The sequence below is a fragment of the Brucella tritici genome (genome assembly GCF_008932285.1).
GTDB classification, from domain to species: domain Bacteria; phylum Pseudomonadota; class Alphaproteobacteria; order Rhizobiales; family Rhizobiaceae; genus Brucella; species Brucella tritici.
The window spans coordinates 89,618-107,442 of the sequence record NZ_WBVY01000007.1; the positions used below are offsets into that span (position 1 = coordinate 89,618).

The window sequence follows — 17,825 nt, forward strand, 5'->3', positions numbered from 1 at the left end:
AAACTGGAATCCTGTCTTGCAAGCATTTGTATCGCTTTCCGTGAGTTGAATTAAATACTCATCTCGATAAAATCCAACGAGGGCTTGGAGTTGGAATCATGAAATTTACTACCGCAATCGGAATTATGCTGCTCGCGGCTACTCCGACGTCTGCACTCGCGCAATCATTACCGCGTTATGATCCCGCAACTTATTGCAAAGGTGTCTCGGACTTCAGTGGAGGATCATCGGTCGTTTACAAAGGCTGCATTGAAATGGAGCAGAGCTCTTACAATGAGTTAAAACCCAAATGGTCTGGGCTTACTTCGTCTACACGCAATCACTGCGAAGAAGTCGCTCGATACAGTGATGGCTCATACGTCATCCTGAAGGGCTGTGTTGACATGGAAGCTGATGCGGCCGCGTCGACACCAGAATTCAAGTTTTGAAAGTTCGCGCCATGAAAACGCTCAGTTTCGCTATTGCGATTTCCGCCGCAATGCTCGTTTCGGGATCAGCACAAGCTGAAAACCAGTTATGGGTCAAGGTCGATACAGTCGAGCGTAAAACCTGTCCCAGCGTTAAATGTGGAACTGTCGGGACGCTGTCCTTCCGTGAATCGGCGAAAGTCTTGGAAACGCGAAATGGATGGGGCCGCATTACCCGTTTTTATGATGCCTCGTGTTCAGGCGGCACATCCCAGTATGTTGATTCAGGACGAGCGGTCTGTGACAAAACCAATGGGATCGTTGGCGGCAATTTCGCCGAGTGGGTCAAACTGGATGGCTTATCCAAGGACAGGCCACCGAAACCAGAAGCAGGAAACACGGCAATTGAACAAGCGTTGAAAGATTCCGACAGATACGAGGAACACAGGGACCGTTTCATCGCAGCAGCTGAAGTATTAATGGCCTCAGGCCAATGCACGCTGCAAGACTTTATTGATGAGGGTGGCTGGATGCGCTCGACACAAAAAAGCAGAGGTGTCGGCGTTTATTTTACCTATTGCAACGGAGGCGCGAAGCGCGTCTATCTCGACGTAAACACGGGTAAGGTTTCCTCTAATTAGGTTGGTTGATCCACCTCCCTTCGTGACAACCACCACGCATCTTTTGATATCAATCAATTATATACCACAACGCAAATGAAAATTAGTTATGATGCATTTCTTGCTAAAACGATCTTGTTAGAAACTCCAACGATCTATTGGACTGAACATTAGAGTTTCCGACGCAAGAATGATATAGTTCAGAAAACACTTTGTAGGCGAAGTAAGTCGGGTTTTATTCTCGACATTGTGTTTCTTGAAGAACCTCCATAGCATCTGGCTGATTCAGATTATCAGCGGTTAGCGTGACAGTTCCGATTTTTACTAATGGTTGGGTCGACTGTTCACCCTTAAATGCCTGGATTCCAAGATCAACAGCCCTAACGCCTATTTCTTGTGCTTTTTGGGAGACAATCGCCTGGATTTCACCTGCCTTCATCTGACTAACCATCGTAGGAGACGCGTCAAACCCAACAACCTTGATATCGCCTAGTCGATCAGCTGCTCTAAGCGCAGCAACTGTTCCTTGGGCTCCGAAATCAGTTGTAGTGAACACTCCCTTAAAATCATTCTCCTGTTGCATCACAGCTGAAACGATGGATGCGCTTTTCTGGATGTCTGTTCCACCAAATTGCTCATCCAGCACCCGCATGCCCAATTCCTTTGCCTTTTCAGTGAATCCTCGGCCGCGCGCTTCGGTTGTCGATACGCCAGGCTGAAAATTTAGAAGAAGCACAGAGCCCTTTCCACCGGTGAGTTTGTAAAGCTCTTCGGCGGCAGCAACACCGCCTTGATAATCATCAGTTGAAATTTGCGCAACGGTAGACGATACGTCTTGAAGCGTGGTGTCAACCAGGACTACTTTCGTTCCACTCTCTGCAACCTGCTCGATTGGAACAACCATCGCCACGTCATGCGTTGGCGCTATGAGCAAAATATCTGGTCGAGCTGCCGCAACCGCATTAACGATAGGAATTTGATCGGTCGGGTTGAAGTTTTCCGGCGCTTGAAAGTCTAAAGTAGCGTTCTGACGTGCTGCTTCTTTCTTAGCACCACACATCATAGTGATATAGAACGGATCGCCTTTGACCCCGGCCACCATCGTAATTTTCGGAGAATTCTCCGATGCACTTGCGTGAAAAGTGCTCGCCATGGACGCCGCGACAAATGACATAGCGAACAGTCTCGCTACATACTTGCACTCAAGGTTTTTCATTTCAGTTCCCTTTTTGTTATCGAATGGAGTTCATCTATTTTTAAATTGAATTCATCCGGCAAAGTTTCGCTTACGCCCGTCCAGATACACGGCAATCACCAACACTAGACCAATTGCAAACTGCTGCCAGAAAGCCTGGATACCGGTAATGACGAAGCCATTTAGCAGAACGACAGGAATCAGAGTTCCTATAACCGTGCCAGTAACGGTTCCAATGCCACCGAGCAGACTGGCACCGCCAAGTACGACAGCTGTGATCACTTTGAGGTTGTCCTCCAAGTGTCCGCCAATTGTGGTGGTACCAAACCGCGATAGCGACATGATCGACGCCATCCCTGCGAGCGACCCTGCAATCATGTAAACTTTGACGAGATGACGGTTGACCGAGATCCCAGCTCGCTCAGCGGCTGCTGCGCTTGCACCAATTGCCAGCGTGTGGCGACCGAAGCGGGTCTGATTGAGGATAATTGCCATCACAACGGCGGTTAAGCCTGCGAGTACAACCAACCACGGCAGAACGCCGAATAGACGCCCTACACCCAGAGACCGAACGAGCGGAAGCGGAGCCATCAAATCGATACCGTTAGCGATGACGAGGGCGAGACCCATTGCCATGCCGAAACTACCCAGTGTCGCGATGAGCGGAGATACTTTCGCACGTGTAACAAGCAGGCCATTAACCGCTCCCCATGCCGCACCACTCAGAATGCTGACGGCGATTCCGCAGATAATTCCAGCAGTACCTCCAACGCTGTTCATCACCAGGCATCCCAGAACGCCGGAGAAGACAAGTACAGCGCCAACTGAGAGATCAATGCCGCCTGTAATGATGACAAACAATTGCCCCAACGCCATAACCATCAATATGCACGCATCTGTCGCAATATTGCGGAAATTGGCCACTGATGCGAAAGACTGCCCTGCAAGCACCGTGAAGCAAGCGATCATCACAATGAGAATAAGAGTGATCCAGGTCAACTGTCCTGTTGCGAAACGCGAAAATATTCCTGGCGCAGATTGATCAGGCTCACTGATGGGACTTGTGTTGTTCATAGTTGACTTAATCATTTCTATTTCCAGTTCCTGCGTCAGCTCCGGTCATTGCTGCAACAATGTCTTCTGCCTTAATTTCTTTTGTTTTCAACTGTGCAACACGGCGTCCCAGACGCATTACCTCCACTCTGTCTGAAACCGCCATCACGTCAGGCATGCTGTGGCTGATGAGTACGACACCCACACCGGAGTCGCGTACTCTGCAAATAAGGTCGAGAACGCTCTTCGTTTGAACCACGCCAAGCGCAGCAGTCGGTTCGTCCAGAAAAATGATTTTGTTGGCCCAGGCCGCTGCACGGCTTACTGCGACACCTTGGCGTTGGCCGCCGGACATTGATATAATTGGTGAATCTATGTCTTGAATACGGACGCCCAGTTCCTGAAACTTGGTTGCAGCCTGACGATGCATTGCTGGTTTATCAAGAAACCCGAGCTTCCCCCACATCCCTCCTCGGAGAAGCTCTCTACCCAGGTAAAGATTGGCGACGGGATCGAGCGTTGGAGCAAGTGCCAGGTCCTGGTAGACGGTTTCAATCCCCCGTTGCCGTGCGCTGATTGGATGAAGATGGGCGATCTCCTCGCCATCAATACTAATTGTCCCCTCATCGGGAGTGATTACACCCGAAAGTGTTTTGACCAGGGTGCTTTTGCCAGCACCGTTGTCACCTACCAAGGCTACGATTTCGCCGGGAAAGACGGAAAAATCGGCCCCCCTTAAAGCCTGAACTTTACCATAGGTCTTTTTGAGACCTCTGGCCTCTAATAGAGGCATCTGCATATGACATGTTCCTATCTGTCGGCATTAAATCAGTTGGCTCTTCATGGAACGGCTAATGCGTCATTGGCCTGTTGTTGATCTGGCATCATTGTTGTGCGACAACTGAAACGTTGTCAACATTTTTCTCACCAATGCGATATTCTCTCTTGCATCGTACCGCACTTCTGATTAGTTGTTGGATAACTTCTTATCTTATCGACAATATGGAGCGCTAAATGCTGAACTTCGATCCAGAGCAGTATCTTTCCGTTGAAAAGGGTGCGGTTGCCTTGGCTGACACAATCGATCAGGTTATAGGTCGAGAGTTCGATAATGGGATGCGTAACATCGCTTTTTGGGGTGTGGGGGGCGTAGCGTTCCTGAATATGCCAGCTGTTCGCATGTTGCAGACAATGTCACCTTTCCCGACTATTGCTGATATGGGTGCGGAGGTCGTTCTGACGGATAACGTGAATGTCGGGCCTGGAACTCTTATCGTCTTCACCTCGGTGTCGGGAACAACGAAAGAAGCTGTTGCGGCCCTCGACTTTGCTAAAAAAAAGGGAGCGCGTGTTCTGACACTTTGCGGCACTGACGATACGCCGCTTGCTAAGCTTGCGGATGTTTCTCTTTTCAATAAGTGCGCTGATCCGACTTCCAGTGAAAACTACTACCTGCAAACGCTCTTCATTGCGTTATCAATCATTCGGCGAACGACTGAATACCCACCGTACGAGCGCGTTATTTCAGAACTCAAGACGCTTCCTGAGTTGCTCGTAGGCGTAAAGCAACAGTTTGAAAGTAGAGCCGCTGATTTTGCTGCCGAGATCAAGGATGAGCAGCACCACATAATTACCGGTGCAGGCAATTCATGGTACGAAGCCTGGTATTATGCGATGTGCATTCTTGAAGAGATGCAATGGATTTGGACGCGGCCTATTCATGCATCTGACTTCTTTCACGGAACTCTCGAACTTCTTGAAGCCGATACAAGCGTATGGATTCTTAAGGGTGAGGATTCAACGAGACCATTGGCGGAACGGGTTGAAAAGTTCGCAACGACGGTAACGAAGAAAGTTCGGGTATTCGATAGCCGCGACTTTGCTCTGCCGGGTCTTTCAGACGACGTACGTGCCCTCGTCAGCCCAATCGTGTTCGCTGCGGCCTTTGAACGCTTGAGCACACATCTGGAAAAGGTTCGCGATCACGACCTGACCACTCGTCGCTATTACAAGAAGGGCAATTTCTGATCTCACGGTATTATTCCGTTTGGGTTCATATCGCATCCGTCATTATTGGAAGTGGAACAGATGGCAAACAAACTGCCTCCTTCAATCTGCTTGGCAGGAAATCTAAACCTGGATCTCATGATTTCAGGGATAAAGCAGATTCCATCCTGGGGTGAGGAACAGTTCGGAACCCAAAGACGGTGCGTCACTGCTGGCCAGGCGGGCTATATGGGTATCGCTGCTGCGCGTCTAGGCACCAAAGTATCAATATTAGGCCTTGTCGGCGCTGATAGCGACGGCGCCTCCATCCAGGATGACTTGAGGCGAGAGAAAATCGACTGCTCGGGCATACGAGCTGTCGAAGGACAGGCAACGGGGCTCACTGTTGCGATCATTCGCGAGGACGGTGAACGCTGTTTCGTGTCAGAAATTGGCGCGTCATCGTTGTTTGATGTTGATTGTATTCTGTCACAGTGGGATCTGGTTGCCAGACATCGGGCACTTGCCATCGTGGGTATTTTCAATACCCCGTCAATGACAATTGACGGAATTCAAACCTGTTTCGACAAAGCTCGAAAACAGGGTATCGCAACTGTGTTTGATTCAGGATGGGATACCGGTGGCTGGCAGAAGCAGACGCGCAGAGACATCTTAAGTCTGCTATCGAGCGTGGATATCTTTCTTCCCAATGAAGATGAAGCTTGTGCGATTACACAAGTAGCGGACGTGCATTTGGCTTTGGATATTCTTGCAAAGGCATGTTCCGGTACAGTCGTAATCAAAATGGGCAGCAAGGGTTCAATAGCCCGCGTCGCCGATGAGACCATCATCGTCCCCGCACGCCCTGTCGAAAGTGCGAATGCCGTCGGGGCAGGCGACGTCTATGACGCAGCGTTTGTTAGCGCACTGCAATTTGGATCCGAATTCAAGAGCGCTATGGAGTTCGCGAGCGATGCTGCAGCTTACTATGTAGCGCGAATTGATGATCGGTTTCCAAGCCCCTCCGATATTACATCCAACACACAACTCTTACAGAAAATGCAGGAGATGAGCCTTTGACGGTCATTGATTTCAGGACTTATCCAGTCCAGCTAAACGAGCTTTATGAGATGGATCCCAGCCTTAAGGGGCCAGTCAAGGAGATTTTTGGCTTCTATTGTGGCTCTCAACCCCTGTCTACGCTGATCGGACAACTGGATGTTGCAGGCATAGACAAGGCAGTTCTGGCTACGGTTGACTGCACCACGGCACGCGGCGCTGCAGTTGTCCCCAATGAGGTGCTCGCTAAACTGGTTGCCAAAAGTGATCGTCTTGTTGGCCTTGCTTCTGTTGATCCTCGGGATCCTTCCGCACCACACCAACTTGAGCACGCTGTAGAAAGCCTCGGATTGAAAGGGCTTAATCTCGACCCTGCGCTACAGCAGTTTCAGGTAGCAGATGAAAAGGCGGCATTCCCAGTTTATGAAAAGGCAAACCAACTCGGAATATCCGTGACCTTTCAAATGGGGCTCAACTGGGCACCGCTTGCACGTCTTGGTGATGCAAATCCTGTGGCCCTTGAACGTGTAGCAACAACTTTCCCTGATCTGCGCATCGTAATTGCTCATTGCGCGTGGCCATATACGATGGAAGCTCTCGCCTTGGCGATCAAGCATCCGAACATATACCTGGATACAGCAATCCTGTACTCAGCCCGGCCGGAATCCTCGTTAGCGGCTGTATATGCGAACCAGTATGGCCTCGACGTCATAGAGGCAAGCCTGCGCGAAAAAATCGTTTTCGCTTCAGATTATCCGCGCGTCGATCCAAAGCGCGTCGCTCGCGCAGTCAGAATGCTCGGCCTGCGACCGCTCACGGAAAAAATGATCCTTGGCGAAAATGCTGCAACTCTCTTGAATAGGAAAGCTGCCCAATGAAATCCCTTGTAAAGCGCTTAACAATCGACACTAAGGGCGATGTTGAACTTATCAATATCACATCCATTGTCAAAGACGTTGTAAAATCGGCTGGTGTGTCGGACGGTATCGTTTATGTGACGACCATGCACACCACAAGCGGCATAACCGTCAATGAAGGATTACCCGACGTCGAGGCTGATCTCCTTACAATGCTTGAAAACACCGCACCGGAATTCGGTGACTATCGCCATCAGCGGTTTCTACCCAGTGATGGTCAGATGGCAGTGAATTCTTGCTCGCATCAGCGCAGCCTGCTGACAGGAATGCAGGTGGCATTTCCAATCGAAAACGGGGCTATGGTCATGGGCGAGCGGCAAACGATCTATTTTGCCGAGTTCGATGGCCCCTTGCATCGGAAATATGTGGTGCATGTTCTGGGTACCTGAGAGGCTTTATTCGGGCTATAGCTTGAATTATCTACATTAAACAGCGAAGAAGACGCATTTGAAACTTGCGTCTTCAATCGGGTCGGAAACAATGAACTTGAAACCTGTGTCGTCAAAAGAAAATACAGCCGAAAGACTGCGGGAAGAAATTCTGCGCATGCTTGACGGCTTGGTGCCAGGTGATCAGCTTCCGACAGAACAAAAGTTGTCGGAAACGATTGGCGCATCGCGTTCCATTATCCGTGAAGCGCTTAAACTGCTTGAAAATGACGGCATCGTAACTGCGATTCAAGGCAAAGGGCGTTTTCTATCGGCTGTTGGCGGTCTGCGCGTTGAGCGACCGGTAACCGAGTATGAAAGCGTCACCGAGATGTTGGAGAATCTTGGCTATCGTGTGACGAACCTTGTCCTCGATATTTCCGAAGCTGAAGCATCTGAAGTGGAGGCAAGAGCCTTGGATCTTGCGCCTGGAGCAGCAATCCTACGTCTTGTAAGGCTTCGCTGCGGCAATGATGAACCACTGGTTTTCGAGATTGATGCAGTGCCAAGAGATACCCTGCCCGGTCCGACTGCTTACCGTGACTGGAGCGGCTCTCTGACAAAAATCCTGGAGTTCCATGGGAAAAAGGTAGAGAGTTCCATTGCTCGCATAACAGCAGCAAACTTACCTGGCGATTATGCCGAACGGTTCAACTTGACCGGACTTGATCCGTGGCTTCTGGTCGAAGAAACATGTATAACTCCGGAAGGAGAGCGCGTTATCTTTTCGTCCGGATATCACCGTGGCTCTGAAATTGGTTTCAATGTATTGCGAAGGCGCAGCAATTAATTCTTCGCCTTCAACCTGTCCAACAGTAGATCAGTATTCATATAATATACTTCGATATCTGTAGTGTTAATTTTACCAAATACTGGTCAAATCGCCGCGACGATGAACGATTGAATGCGACTTGCAGCCCTTTCGATTAAAGAAAACAGCTCTGTCGTCTTTTCCTGAGTAAACAATAACGTGGTCGGCTTTCAAGACGGTGTCATTGTCCGTTTTGCAAGACTTGCCGCCGCACCACATCCGTGAGTACGCTTGAACGAAGTCTAGAACATCGCGATTGTTATCGCCCTCCCATTCTTCCGTGTATCCCAATTCCATCATGTTGTCGGAAACTTGGCTCATAGTTCTACAAGCCGCATTCGCATAGCTTGAGAAAGCCATCATTGTAATGGCTGTCGTTATCAATAGTTTCTTCATGTTGCCCCCTGGTTATCAGCTGTATCGGCTTTCCAGATTTGATAGATCGCTTTGCGCCGCTCAAAGGCCTCCGGGCCGCCTTCCATAATGGAAATAACACTCTTTTGGCAGGCCTTGTCATCAATGTTTCCGACCGATATGGCGATTTCTTCGTCGCTGGCACTGCAAGTGGTTATAGTCTCCGCATCGCCCAAAACCGGAAAATTCGCATTATGGGTAGCGAAAATGAATTGTTGCCTAGGCTTGAGCTTTCGAAGGAGCTTGACCACTTCCTCGTACACGGTCTGGCTATCGAGATCGTCTTCTGGCTGGTCAATGAGCAAAAGATCATTCCCTTCTTGGCTCAGAAGGAAGAGCATCATGGCTGAAGCTCGCTGACCGAGAGAATGCGAGGATAGCGCTTTGCCGTGATATGTAACGGCATAGTTGTTGGGTACTTGATAGCCGATGAACTGGTACAAGTTTTCCATGAAGAGCTTTTTGAACTCTTCAGACTTTCCTTTCGCGTGAGTAGATGCATTATCGAGGTCTTTGAATATCTCACCGAAATCGACATAAGCATTACCCAGCGTGTCGTAATATTCCTTGCGGAAGCTATGGCCGCGAAGCAGGGCTTCAACGTGTATCTTAAACTCACTACGATCACCTTTGAACTCAGCCTCCACCCTGAGTGAGCCTTGTGATTCATTGATGATCTTCAACGCTGCTTTAATGAGCATATACTCATCGCGCCACGCATCGTTTAGAGAGGACAGTGCTGTCACAACCGCATCGCGTTTGGATTTCTCCATTCCCGCCCGATTGGCAAGTTCAGCAATCGACCCTTCAATCTCTTGCTTCAGTTGGGTAAGCTTGATGTATGCATCCGGTTCGATTGACGTAACACCTCTCTCTTCGAGAGCCTTGACCAATTCGCGTTCCGTTTCAGCAAATTCTTCTTTTAATTCGTCCCTGACGCCTTCAAACTCCTGTCGTAAGCTCTCCAGATTCTCCGATTTAGATTTTATCTCGTCGACAAGAGTTCTCGCGGTTGTTACGGTTGCCTTAAGTTCCGCCACCTTTACGTCGTATCGCGCGAAAAACTCGACATTGTGCTGGGACGAATGGGCTTCGACCGTTTTAAAATCGTCTTCAGCCCTTGTCACCGCGCTATCAATAGCGTTGTGCCAAGACTGTGCTGTCGCATCTATGCCCTTACAATAGGTAAAGTCCGCGCTATAGGCTAATTGTTTTTCGAGTTGGTCTTTGATGCCATATTTATCGAAATGCTCCAGATTGAATTCTATGTCTTTGAGTTTATCCTCTAGCGTCTGCTTTCCCTCGGCATCGCTACGGACCGAGTTAAAGCTTTCTATGGCTGTTTTAAGCTCGGCTGATCGTTCTGCGATCTTCTGCCTGACAGCCTTCAGGCCATCCCCCATAAGTTTTTCGATGAGGTCATGACCGAATCCCTTTCCGGCTGCCGAAAGGTCCTTCTGCCCAAAATATAGAGGCTTGGCGATGATCGTTTCTTTGATAGAAACGCCAGGTCGTAGAGTACCGTCAACATAAACATCGGGTGAATGACCCAATATACGGCTTACCTCAAAATGCCCACCGTGTCTGTCAGTGGCCTCGACAACGACTTTGCCACCACTTTTCAAAACATGTGGCAGCAGCCCGTCCTTGTATTCCTTGTCCTGTGCCTTATCTCCAAAGGGGATATCGAGTGCGTAGCGCACGCTCTCAAGAATCGAAGATTTGCCGCTACCCTGGATGCCGATCAAGCAATTCAAATGCGGTGAGAAGGTAACGCGCTTGCCGTCCAAGAGGCCGCCTTCAAAGCGAACGGCGTTGACATGGGAATGTTGAACTGCCGGGACCGATGGCGATACACGAAAGCTATGATCAGTGAGGGCGAACTTAACGGCATCGAAGCTAAGATCGCCAAGCTTGAGATAGACATTCTCGCCCTTGCCGATTTCCTCAATCGCTTTTGCATCTGAGCCTTCGACTTCAGCAGGGTAATGCTCGCCCCACCAACCCTTTACCTTCATGCGGCATACTGCATCGGGCTTATCGTGCGTTCTCACCTTTTGAAAACCAAGGGCGTACTTCTGGATGAGCGGTTCGACGGCAAGTTCTTCCATTCGTCCGCCTCCGATCTCCTTCCAAAGTCCACTATTGGACTCGACATGGGCGAAGATGATGAAAAAGTCGCGATTATAGTTTTCCAAATTCTTCAGCGTTGCAACAAGGTCGTCGTTACTCCGCCCGTTCTCCTGTTCGTATTGCGAGGGAACTTTGCCAGCAAAGGCAACGCCTAGAAACTGGTTGATGAAATCTTGGCCATCGGCCAGCCAGGCGTCAGAAAACACAACAAGCGTATGGACCCCGTTTGCGCCATCTTTAACTGATAGCTCCACGCCCGGCAGTACGCCAATACCCGCTTTGCGTGCACGTTTGCGCAACGCCTTGAATTCATTTAGGTCAAATTTGTTGTGGTTTGTGATGACGGCGAGCCGTATTCCAGCTGCTTCTAGCGCGTCAACATATTCGGAAACGAAGCGATTATCCTCACCATCATAGCGAAATTCTTTATCCGCTTTTGTGTGCAGGTGGAAGTCTGCCCGCCCCCATTGCGCGCCATGTGATACGAATTTCTGAATTGCGTCGCCCACCCTCGATATCCTTATTAAAAAGCACTTCGCCTCTTGTACTAAACCATAGAGGGTAGTTGTTGGTGAAGCTTTCAATAGCAGATTGCTTACCCTTCCACAGGAAGCAAGCAAAAGGTTAGCATGGGCCTGGCAATAACTCGTATGAGTTAATTACTCCGACCAATCTGTCTGGTAGATGATGAACGTCGTCTTTTGAACAGAGAAGGGAAATGAGAGTACATCTTTCTGAGAACAAAAAACGCTCTCATTACTGGTAATTAATTCACTGTATTTGCGTTCACGATCTATGTCGCAGTCCACCGGTCTATACAGTGTCACTTCCACTTACTCGACCAATTCCGCAATACAGCCTTGGCCTTTTCAGGCCATTCCTTGACGACGGGGAATACTTTTATCTTCTGGCCGTCAAGTTTGTACGCTGCATAGACCTTCTTGTCCGAATACGACAGATAGATAATCGCTTCCTCGAATGTGCAGCTATGTGGCGTGCAGGATTGCCCCGAATAATCGCCGTTTAGATATTCTCCGCTGCCAACGCCTGTCAGGATTTCCTGATATTTCTCAAAGTCGCTTCCAAGCAACTGTTTGATTTGACCGCTTATCTCGATATTGCTGAACACATCCCACGGATAGCTAATTGCCTGCTCTCTCAGCGCATTCCAACCGCTGCTATCGCTGGCCTTGAATTCAGTTGTTCCTATGCTTTTCACACCAGTTTCGGCCGTCCATTCCCATTTGTCCTGACCTTTACCTGGAAGGTTAGGCGTCGAAAATATGACCTTGTCGTTCTTGATATCGTGCGACACTGATGCACATGAATCTATCGGGCCGTCCAAGCGTGCTTTCCCATCAATTGGCACACTTAAAACAAAGGGGCTGCCATCGCAGGCATTACCGCCGCCTGAGCTTGAACCGATGATAATCGGAACGTCCGACACCGTCGTCAGCTCTTCGAAGAGAATGATCGCATTACGGTGCATTTCGCGACCGTCGACTTTCAGGATTTTCTCGTAGTCCTGCTCGGTCAGCGTGATTTCGTGGCCATTTATTTTGCCGATATCGATTGCGTATGCGGCATTCGCCGCAGAAGTTGCCGCAACAAATAGCGCTGCTTTTACAAAGCCTTTCATCGAACCCTCGAAGCCCCTGGTTCATACTTTCGCGAATCTATCTTTCGTCATTCCGTTCCGATTTAGCAACCTCAATGTTATGTAGTGATTAAGCTGTGGGAACACATGACAAATGGAATTCTTTTCAAAGAAAAAGCCTTTAAATATTGTTCCGTTCATAGGGGGAAATTGAATGCGTATGTCTATGATTGCAGCTTTGATGCTTATCGCTGGCGTTATCCCAGCCCATGCGTCCACATCGTCCCTCGATAATCAGGTTATTCAGGCAATTCAGCTGTCGAATTTCACATTTACCGCTGATGACCGCATCACCCTTGCTAGAAGCGCGCTCAAATACTGGGAAAGCTTCGACTCTAGAATTCCGCGAAATTCCCCTGAGGATCAAAAATGGCTTGAAGGCGAGTTGTCTGTGACGGATATGACCCGTATCAATCGGGCAGTGGCATCTCCGCAATATGCCCGGATGCAACTAACTACACTTAGCACCACGTGCGTTGATTTATTTCAAAATCTTCCCAACACAATCGGAAAGAATAGACTTAATGAAGCCTACTTCTGGCTAAAAATTGTACAGTGCTACGCACATCCAGACGCCACATTGAATTATTTGCGAACGGCAGGTATCTCTAATGGTCAAGAAGATGGTGAAGTATCTACTATTCATTTTCGAATGCTTATTAATCAAATACCTGGAAAGATTGCGAACGGTCTTTTAGAACAATAGATAAACTAAACAGCCAATATAGGTAATTCTGACAATCTTGTAGTGTAACGCGGAGACCTCATTGTTGCCTTCGCTTCGAAATCCCGTTTGAACCCCTCTGAACCTAGTAGAAGTGTCTTCTTGCCCCAACGGTCGTTGACCGCATCGAGGGCCGACATCAGCTTCGCATCCCTCGGGCGCTCGATCTCGAAAAGCATCGCAGGCGCTTTCTCGGCCGCGATCAGGTCATCAAGCATGACGCCCGCTTTCGTGTAAGCATATCCGTTACCTGACGGATCGCCTTTCCAGCCCTTGCGAACGCACAGCAACGCAGCCTGTACAAGGTCGAATGTATCGTTACTCATTGGCTTCAAATGCACCGTTCTGGATACCGAATGGCGTGGAGCAGCTGGTGAAAACAGGCTGGTGTGGAAAAAGACCGTCACCTGCCCAGCGACGAGACCATGCTGTCTCAGTTTCTCGGCAGCACGCGTAGCATGAGCGGTCACCGCCTGCGCGACGGCGTCAAGTGAAATCATTGGCGATCCTGAGGATCTGGTGACAGCCATTCCCTTCCGTTGCGGTTCCACTTCTTCGAGTTCAAGGCAACGAACACCTTGCAGTTCGGCAACCAGACGTTCCAGTACAACCGTGCCGATCTTTCTGGCCTGTGGCATCGGCATATCGCGGAGTTGGGCGGCTGAGTTGATACCAACTCCCTTCAGCTTCGCTTCTGTCTTTGAACCGACTCCCCAGACCTCTCCGACATCAATGCGATCCATGCTCCAGGCGCGGACTTGATCGTCCATGAAATCACAAACACCGTCAAATATCGGGTTCTTCTTGGCGGCGAAGTTGGCAAGCTTTGCAAGTGTCTTGGTCGGCGCTAATCCGACACACGTGGGAATGCCAGTTACGGTTTTCACCGAGTTCCGCATCGTTCCCGCCAGTTTCCGATAATCTTTGAAGCCACCGAAATCGACAAAGGTCTCGTCGACAGAGTAATTTTCGATCACAGGCGAAAAACCGCCGATGGTTTCGACGACCCGCCTACTCATGTCGCCATATAGGCTGTAATTGGACGATAGTGTGCGAATTCCGTGCTTCTTCACCAGGTCGCGAATTTGAAATAATGGAACGCCCATTTTCACGCCAAGAGATTTCGCTTCTTCAGAACGGGCGACCGCGCAGCCATCATTATTGGAAAGCACAATAACAGGCACGCCGACCAACCGCTGATCGAAAACGCGTTCGCAGCTCACATAGAAGTTATTGCAATCGATCAAGGCAATGGGCGACGACATTGGTTCATCCCACAATGCGATCCAAATCAGCGATCACGACGTCAATATCCTCGAATTCCCCGCGAGCGATCTGATTTCGACCCTCTATGGAATTTAAGACCTCCCCGCCCTCATTGAGCAGATATATCTTCACCGCTCGCGAAATCACCCAATCGACCGAATGTTCGGTTGCTTCAGCAATTGCTTCGATCTTCGACATTACGTCTGCTGGAAGTTCAACACTGATACTCTTCGTGTCGGATTTTATGCTCATCGGAAGAAGCCCCTTTCCTCTCCCTTTCAATATCCTGGCTTGTGTAGACAAGCAGCAGGCAATTACTCGACGGCGTATCGCCTGACGACTCCAGCCAATACGCCCCAGATTTCAGTGCTTTCAGTGACGAGGATCGGCGCAAAATCCCTGCCTTTCGATTTCGGATCTAGCCAGTATCGGCCGTCACGCTTGGCCAGTTTTTTAACGGTCACGTTGCCATCAACGACGGCCAACACAATACGTCCGACGCGCCGTTTCCCTGAACGGTCGACGGCGATCAGATCACCGTCGTGAATGCCTTCGTCCATCAGACTGTCGCCTGACACTTTCCACCAGAATGTCGCTGACGGGTGACGAACGACCCATGCTATTGGATCGACCTCGTCTTCTTCGTGATCGGCAGTCGGCGAGGGAAAGCCAGCTGGAACGTAAATCGATGCCATCGGCAACAACTGCTGCACGTAAGAAACCGACACTGGCGACAGGGTAGTCATCATTCGCCGCCTTTTGCCGCTGCATAGGAGTTCTTTGAAGGCTTTTGTGGGTCGGCGACGTCCAACGGACTGCCTTTAATGGCCTCAAACCATGCATTTTCGACAGCCTTCGCCGCTTCGCGAGGTGACGGAGCCATACCGTTGTGAATTTTGGGACGAGCAATGCCCTCACCGTGGGCAGTAAAGCTCCACGACCATTCGCCTTGCTGGGCACCGTGTTCATGGAGATAAATGCGACCGACGCTGTCCTCATACACCGGAGAACGTGCCACGAAATCGTTTTCGCGCTCTTCCCATGTCTTTGTCCACTTAAGCGCCAATGCGATCTTTTCTGGTTCGTCGACCATGAGAGATATCTCCTGTCTTGCTTGTCAGGAGTCATACGCTCAATGACAGAACATATCAAGAACGATACAGATTCACGATTCACAACGGTCGCGAGATGTGGATTATAGGAATACAACCTCTAACGTACTGATTTGGGCGGGAAATGACTAAGTCTCTGGAAGCGCATGACAAGCTGATTAAAGATATTTTTTCTGACGAATTTCAATTTAGAATTCCGGATTATCAACGACCGTATTCATGGACGACCGAGCAAGCTGGCGAGCTACTTAGTGATCTCCTCGACGCAATGCGGGATTTCCAAACCAGCAGTTCGACGGACAACGCCTTTTATTTTCTTGGCAGTATCGTTCTGATCAAAGCAGACCGCATTGCAAATGCCGACGTCGTCGATGGCCAACAGCGCCTAACGACACTGACTATTTTGTTTTCCGCCCTGCGCGCCTTGCTACCGAGTAAGGCCAGAGCGTTGACAGCATTTCTATATAAGGAAGGCCTCGGCATTCGTGACGACGAGCCCAATGAGTACCGTTTATCTGCGTTTCAGGAAGACGAAGCATTCTTTCGAGATTACATTCAGGAACCCGGTGGAATCCAATGGCTGGTCGCATCGACAGAAAAACTGGTCGATAGCCGTCTCCGGTTCAAGGAAAACGCAGCCCTCTTTCTCGAAGAGATTGGAAAGCTCACAGACGAAGAACGCGCCTCACTGCTCGGATTTCTAGCTTACAAATGCTCGATGGTGGTCATCTCGACGCCGAATTTTGAATCCGCCTATCGCATCTTTAGCGTTCTGAATGATCGCGGCCTCGATCTTTTCCCAAGTGACATCCTGAAGGCCAAGATTCTGGGCGATATCCGTAAGGCAAAAGACGGTGAAGCTAAGAGCAAAGATTATGCGAAAAAATGGACGTCACTAGAACGGAAACTGGGCCGGAACGGTTTCGTGGACCTTCTCGGCCACGTTCGCACGATATACGCAAAGAAGAAGCAGCACGCTATTCTGTCAAAGGAGTTCACAGAATTCGTTGCAAAGGGCATGCCAGCTGAAAAACTGGTCGACGATGTCATTGAACCGTATTCGGATATCTATTCATTCCTTAAGGAAGCTAATTTCCAAGCTACCGAGGCAGCAGAAGACATCAATGAACAACTTCGGCATCTCAACCGTGTTGATTGGAAAGATTGGGTTCCGCCAGCGCTATTGTTCTTCAAAAAATTCAGAAATCAGCCTCGTCTGATTGCCGAGTTCCTGAAGCGCCTGGAAAGGCTTTCCTATTATCTGCTTGTCACCAAAGCGGGCATCAATTCTCGTATCGAGCATTTTGTGGCGGTCATAGAAGAAATTGAAAAGGAGGGGTTTGACGGCTTCAGCGAGAGCATGACAAGCCTCGGGCTCGACGACGAAGAAAAGAAATCCTTCATCGCAGCACTCGATGGCGACATCTATAAAAAGCTGCCGAAAGCGCGCGCGGCGTTGATCCTGCGCCTTGAAGCATTGAAATCGGACGGGTCAAAGAGGCAGGAATTCACAAACGTATCTATTGAGCACATCTTGCCACAGACGCCGTCAAAAGAATCCGGATGGCTGGATATCTTCCCAGACACCGAACTGCGGGAGGATTGGACGCAACGATTGGCAAACCTGGTACCGTTGCACATCCGCAAGAATCCAGCCGCCTCGAATTTTGATTTCGATACGAAGAAAAACGTCTATTTCGCCGGAAGTGACGGCACGGCATCACCGTTTGTCCTCACTCAGGAAGTCCGGTCATTGCCAGCCTGGACACCGGAGGTGTTGGAAGATCGCCAGCAAAAGCTGCTCGACATCTTCAGTCGGCATTGGGGACTTCAACTGACCGAGCAACAGGAATTCTGATCACTTCTTCTCGGCGTCAGGTTTACGAGATCGCGTGCAGGACAGTTCTTTTTGAATGCACGCAATCTTTGGCGTCGAGCAAACCAATTCCCCGCTCTGCTGTGAGCAAGTGGTGCACTGATCCATAAAGTCCATGCAATCCGGGTGAGCCTGAGCGAACTCTTGGAGTGAAATCGAAGCGTTTG

The 17,825-nt window shown here is 49.6% G+C and carries 19 protein-coding genes; 9 read left to right on the forward strand and 10 right to left on the reverse strand.

What is annotated here, in order from left to right:
- Window positions 1-98: 98 nt before the first annotated feature.
- A complete protein-coding gene (locus F9K94_RS21485) occupies window positions 99-428 on the forward strand; it encodes a hypothetical protein (RefSeq protein ID WP_151648386.1) in 330 nt (109 codons plus the stop codon).
- Between the two features lie 11 nt (window positions 429-439).
- Window positions 440-1,048 (forward strand): hypothetical protein, encoded by a 609-nt coding sequence (locus tag F9K94_RS21490; RefSeq protein WP_151648388.1) that lies wholly within the window; start codon window positions 440-442, stop codon window positions 1,046-1,048.
- Window positions 1,049-1,262: 214 nt separating this feature from the next.
- On the opposite strand, the gene F9K94_RS21495 is transcribed toward F9K94_RS21490, so the two are convergent.
- The 3 genes from F9K94_RS21495 to F9K94_RS21505 form a co-directional block, all read right to left on the reverse strand.
- Window positions 1,263-2,243, reverse strand: a complete 981-nt coding sequence (locus tag F9K94_RS21495) for an ABC transporter substrate-binding protein (RefSeq protein WP_151648390.1) — start codon at window positions 2,241-2,243, stop codon at window positions 1,263-1,265.
- 51 nt (window positions 2,244-2,294) lie between these two features.
- Window positions 2,295-3,221, reverse strand: coding sequence for an ABC transporter permease (locus F9K94_RS21500; RefSeq protein ID WP_210250259.1), 927 nt, complete (start codon window positions 3,219-3,221; stop codon window positions 2,295-2,297).
- An 82-nt stretch (window positions 3,222-3,303) separates the two neighbouring features.
- Window positions 3,304-4,074, reverse strand: a complete 771-nt coding sequence (locus tag F9K94_RS21505) for an ATP-binding cassette domain-containing protein (RefSeq protein WP_151648392.1) — start codon at window positions 4,072-4,074, stop codon at window positions 3,304-3,306.
- 215 nt (window positions 4,075-4,289) lie between these two features.
- On the opposite strand from F9K94_RS21505, the gene F9K94_RS21510 reads away from it, so the two are divergent.
- From F9K94_RS21510 to F9K94_RS21530, 5 genes are all read left to right on the forward strand, one after another.
- Window positions 4,290-5,303 carry an SIS domain-containing protein gene (locus F9K94_RS21510; protein WP_151648394.1) on the forward strand — a complete coding sequence of 338 codons (1,014 nt, stop codon included), beginning with the start codon at window positions 4,290-4,292 and terminating at the stop codon, window positions 5,301-5,303.
- 60 nt (window positions 5,304-5,363) lie between these two features.
- Window positions 5,364-6,341 carry a carbohydrate kinase family protein gene (locus tag F9K94_RS21515; RefSeq protein ID WP_151648396.1) on the forward strand — a complete coding sequence of 326 codons (978 nt, stop codon included), beginning with the start codon at window positions 5,364-5,366 and terminating at the stop codon, window positions 6,339-6,341.
- Entirely contained in the window at window positions 6,338-7,198 is an 861-nt protein-coding gene (locus F9K94_RS21520; protein WP_151648398.1) for an amidohydrolase family protein, read from the forward strand. The genes F9K94_RS21515 and F9K94_RS21520 overlap by 4 nt, the downstream gene beginning before the upstream one ends.
- Window positions 7,195-7,626, forward strand: coding sequence for a secondary thiamine-phosphate synthase enzyme YjbQ (locus F9K94_RS21525; protein ID WP_151648400.1), 432 nt, complete (start codon window positions 7,195-7,197; stop codon window positions 7,624-7,626). The genes F9K94_RS21520 and F9K94_RS21525 overlap by 4 nt, the downstream gene beginning before the upstream one ends.
- Before the next feature lie 91 nt (window positions 7,627-7,717).
- Window positions 7,718-8,455, forward strand: coding sequence for a GntR family transcriptional regulator (locus F9K94_RS21530; protein WP_151648402.1), 738 nt, complete (start codon window positions 7,718-7,720; stop codon window positions 8,453-8,455).
- Between the two features lie 72 nt (window positions 8,456-8,527).
- Here the strand turns inward: F9K94_RS21530 and F9K94_RS21535 are convergent, their stop codons facing one another.
- From F9K94_RS21535 to F9K94_RS21545, 3 genes are all read right to left on the reverse strand, one after another.
- The gene (locus tag F9K94_RS21535; RefSeq protein ID WP_151648404.1) at window positions 8,528-8,872 is read right to left on the reverse strand and encodes a hypothetical protein; all 345 of its coding nucleotides are present in this window, start codon (window positions 8,870-8,872) and stop codon (window positions 8,528-8,530) included.
- On the reverse strand, window positions 8,869-11,532 hold the full coding sequence (locus F9K94_RS21540) for a TrlF family AAA-like ATPase (protein WP_192799555.1): 2,664 nt from the start codon (window positions 11,530-11,532) through the stop codon (window positions 8,869-8,871). The genes F9K94_RS21535 and F9K94_RS21540 overlap by 4 nt, the downstream gene beginning before the upstream one ends.
- Before the next feature lie 314 nt (window positions 11,533-11,846).
- A complete protein-coding gene (locus tag F9K94_RS21545; protein WP_151648406.1) occupies window positions 11,847-12,662 on the reverse strand; it encodes a hypothetical protein in 816 nt (271 codons plus the stop codon).
- A gap of 172 nt (window positions 12,663-12,834) precedes the next feature.
- Here F9K94_RS21545 and F9K94_RS21550 point away from each other — a divergent pair, with 172 nt between their 5' ends.
- Window positions 12,835-13,386: a hypothetical protein gene (locus tag F9K94_RS21550; protein WP_151648408.1), complete on the forward strand. Its 552-nt coding sequence runs from the start codon at window positions 12,835-12,837 to the stop codon at window positions 13,384-13,386.
- A 5-nt stretch (window positions 13,387-13,391) separates the two neighbouring features.
- On the opposite strand, the gene F9K94_RS21555 is transcribed toward F9K94_RS21550, so the two are convergent.
- From F9K94_RS21555 to F9K94_RS21570, 4 genes are all read right to left on the reverse strand, one after another.
- The gene (locus F9K94_RS21555) at window positions 13,392-14,669 is read right to left on the reverse strand and encodes a Y-family DNA polymerase (protein ID WP_151648410.1); all 1,278 of its coding nucleotides are present in this window, start codon (window positions 14,667-14,669) and stop codon (window positions 13,392-13,394) included.
- A gap of 4 nt (window positions 14,670-14,673) precedes the next feature.
- Window positions 14,674-14,868 (reverse strand): CopG family transcriptional regulator, encoded by a 195-nt coding sequence (locus tag F9K94_RS21560; protein ID WP_151648412.1) that lies wholly within the window; start codon window positions 14,866-14,868, stop codon window positions 14,674-14,676.
- Window positions 14,869-14,984: 116 nt separating this feature from the next.
- A complete protein-coding gene (locus F9K94_RS21565; RefSeq protein ID WP_151648414.1) occupies window positions 14,985-15,419 on the reverse strand; it encodes a LexA family protein in 435 nt (144 codons plus the stop codon).
- Window positions 15,416-15,763 (reverse strand): hypothetical protein, encoded by a 348-nt coding sequence (locus F9K94_RS21570; protein WP_151648416.1) that lies wholly within the window; start codon window positions 15,761-15,763, stop codon window positions 15,416-15,418. The genes F9K94_RS21565 and F9K94_RS21570 overlap by 4 nt, the downstream gene beginning before the upstream one ends.
- A 143-nt stretch (window positions 15,764-15,906) precedes the next feature.
- Here F9K94_RS21570 and F9K94_RS21575 point away from each other — a divergent pair, with 143 nt between their 5' ends.
- Entirely contained in the window at window positions 15,907-17,640 is a 1,734-nt protein-coding gene (locus tag F9K94_RS21575) for a DUF262 domain-containing protein (protein ID WP_151648418.1), read from the forward strand.
- The last annotated feature ends 185 nt before the right edge of the window (window positions 17,641-17,825 follow it).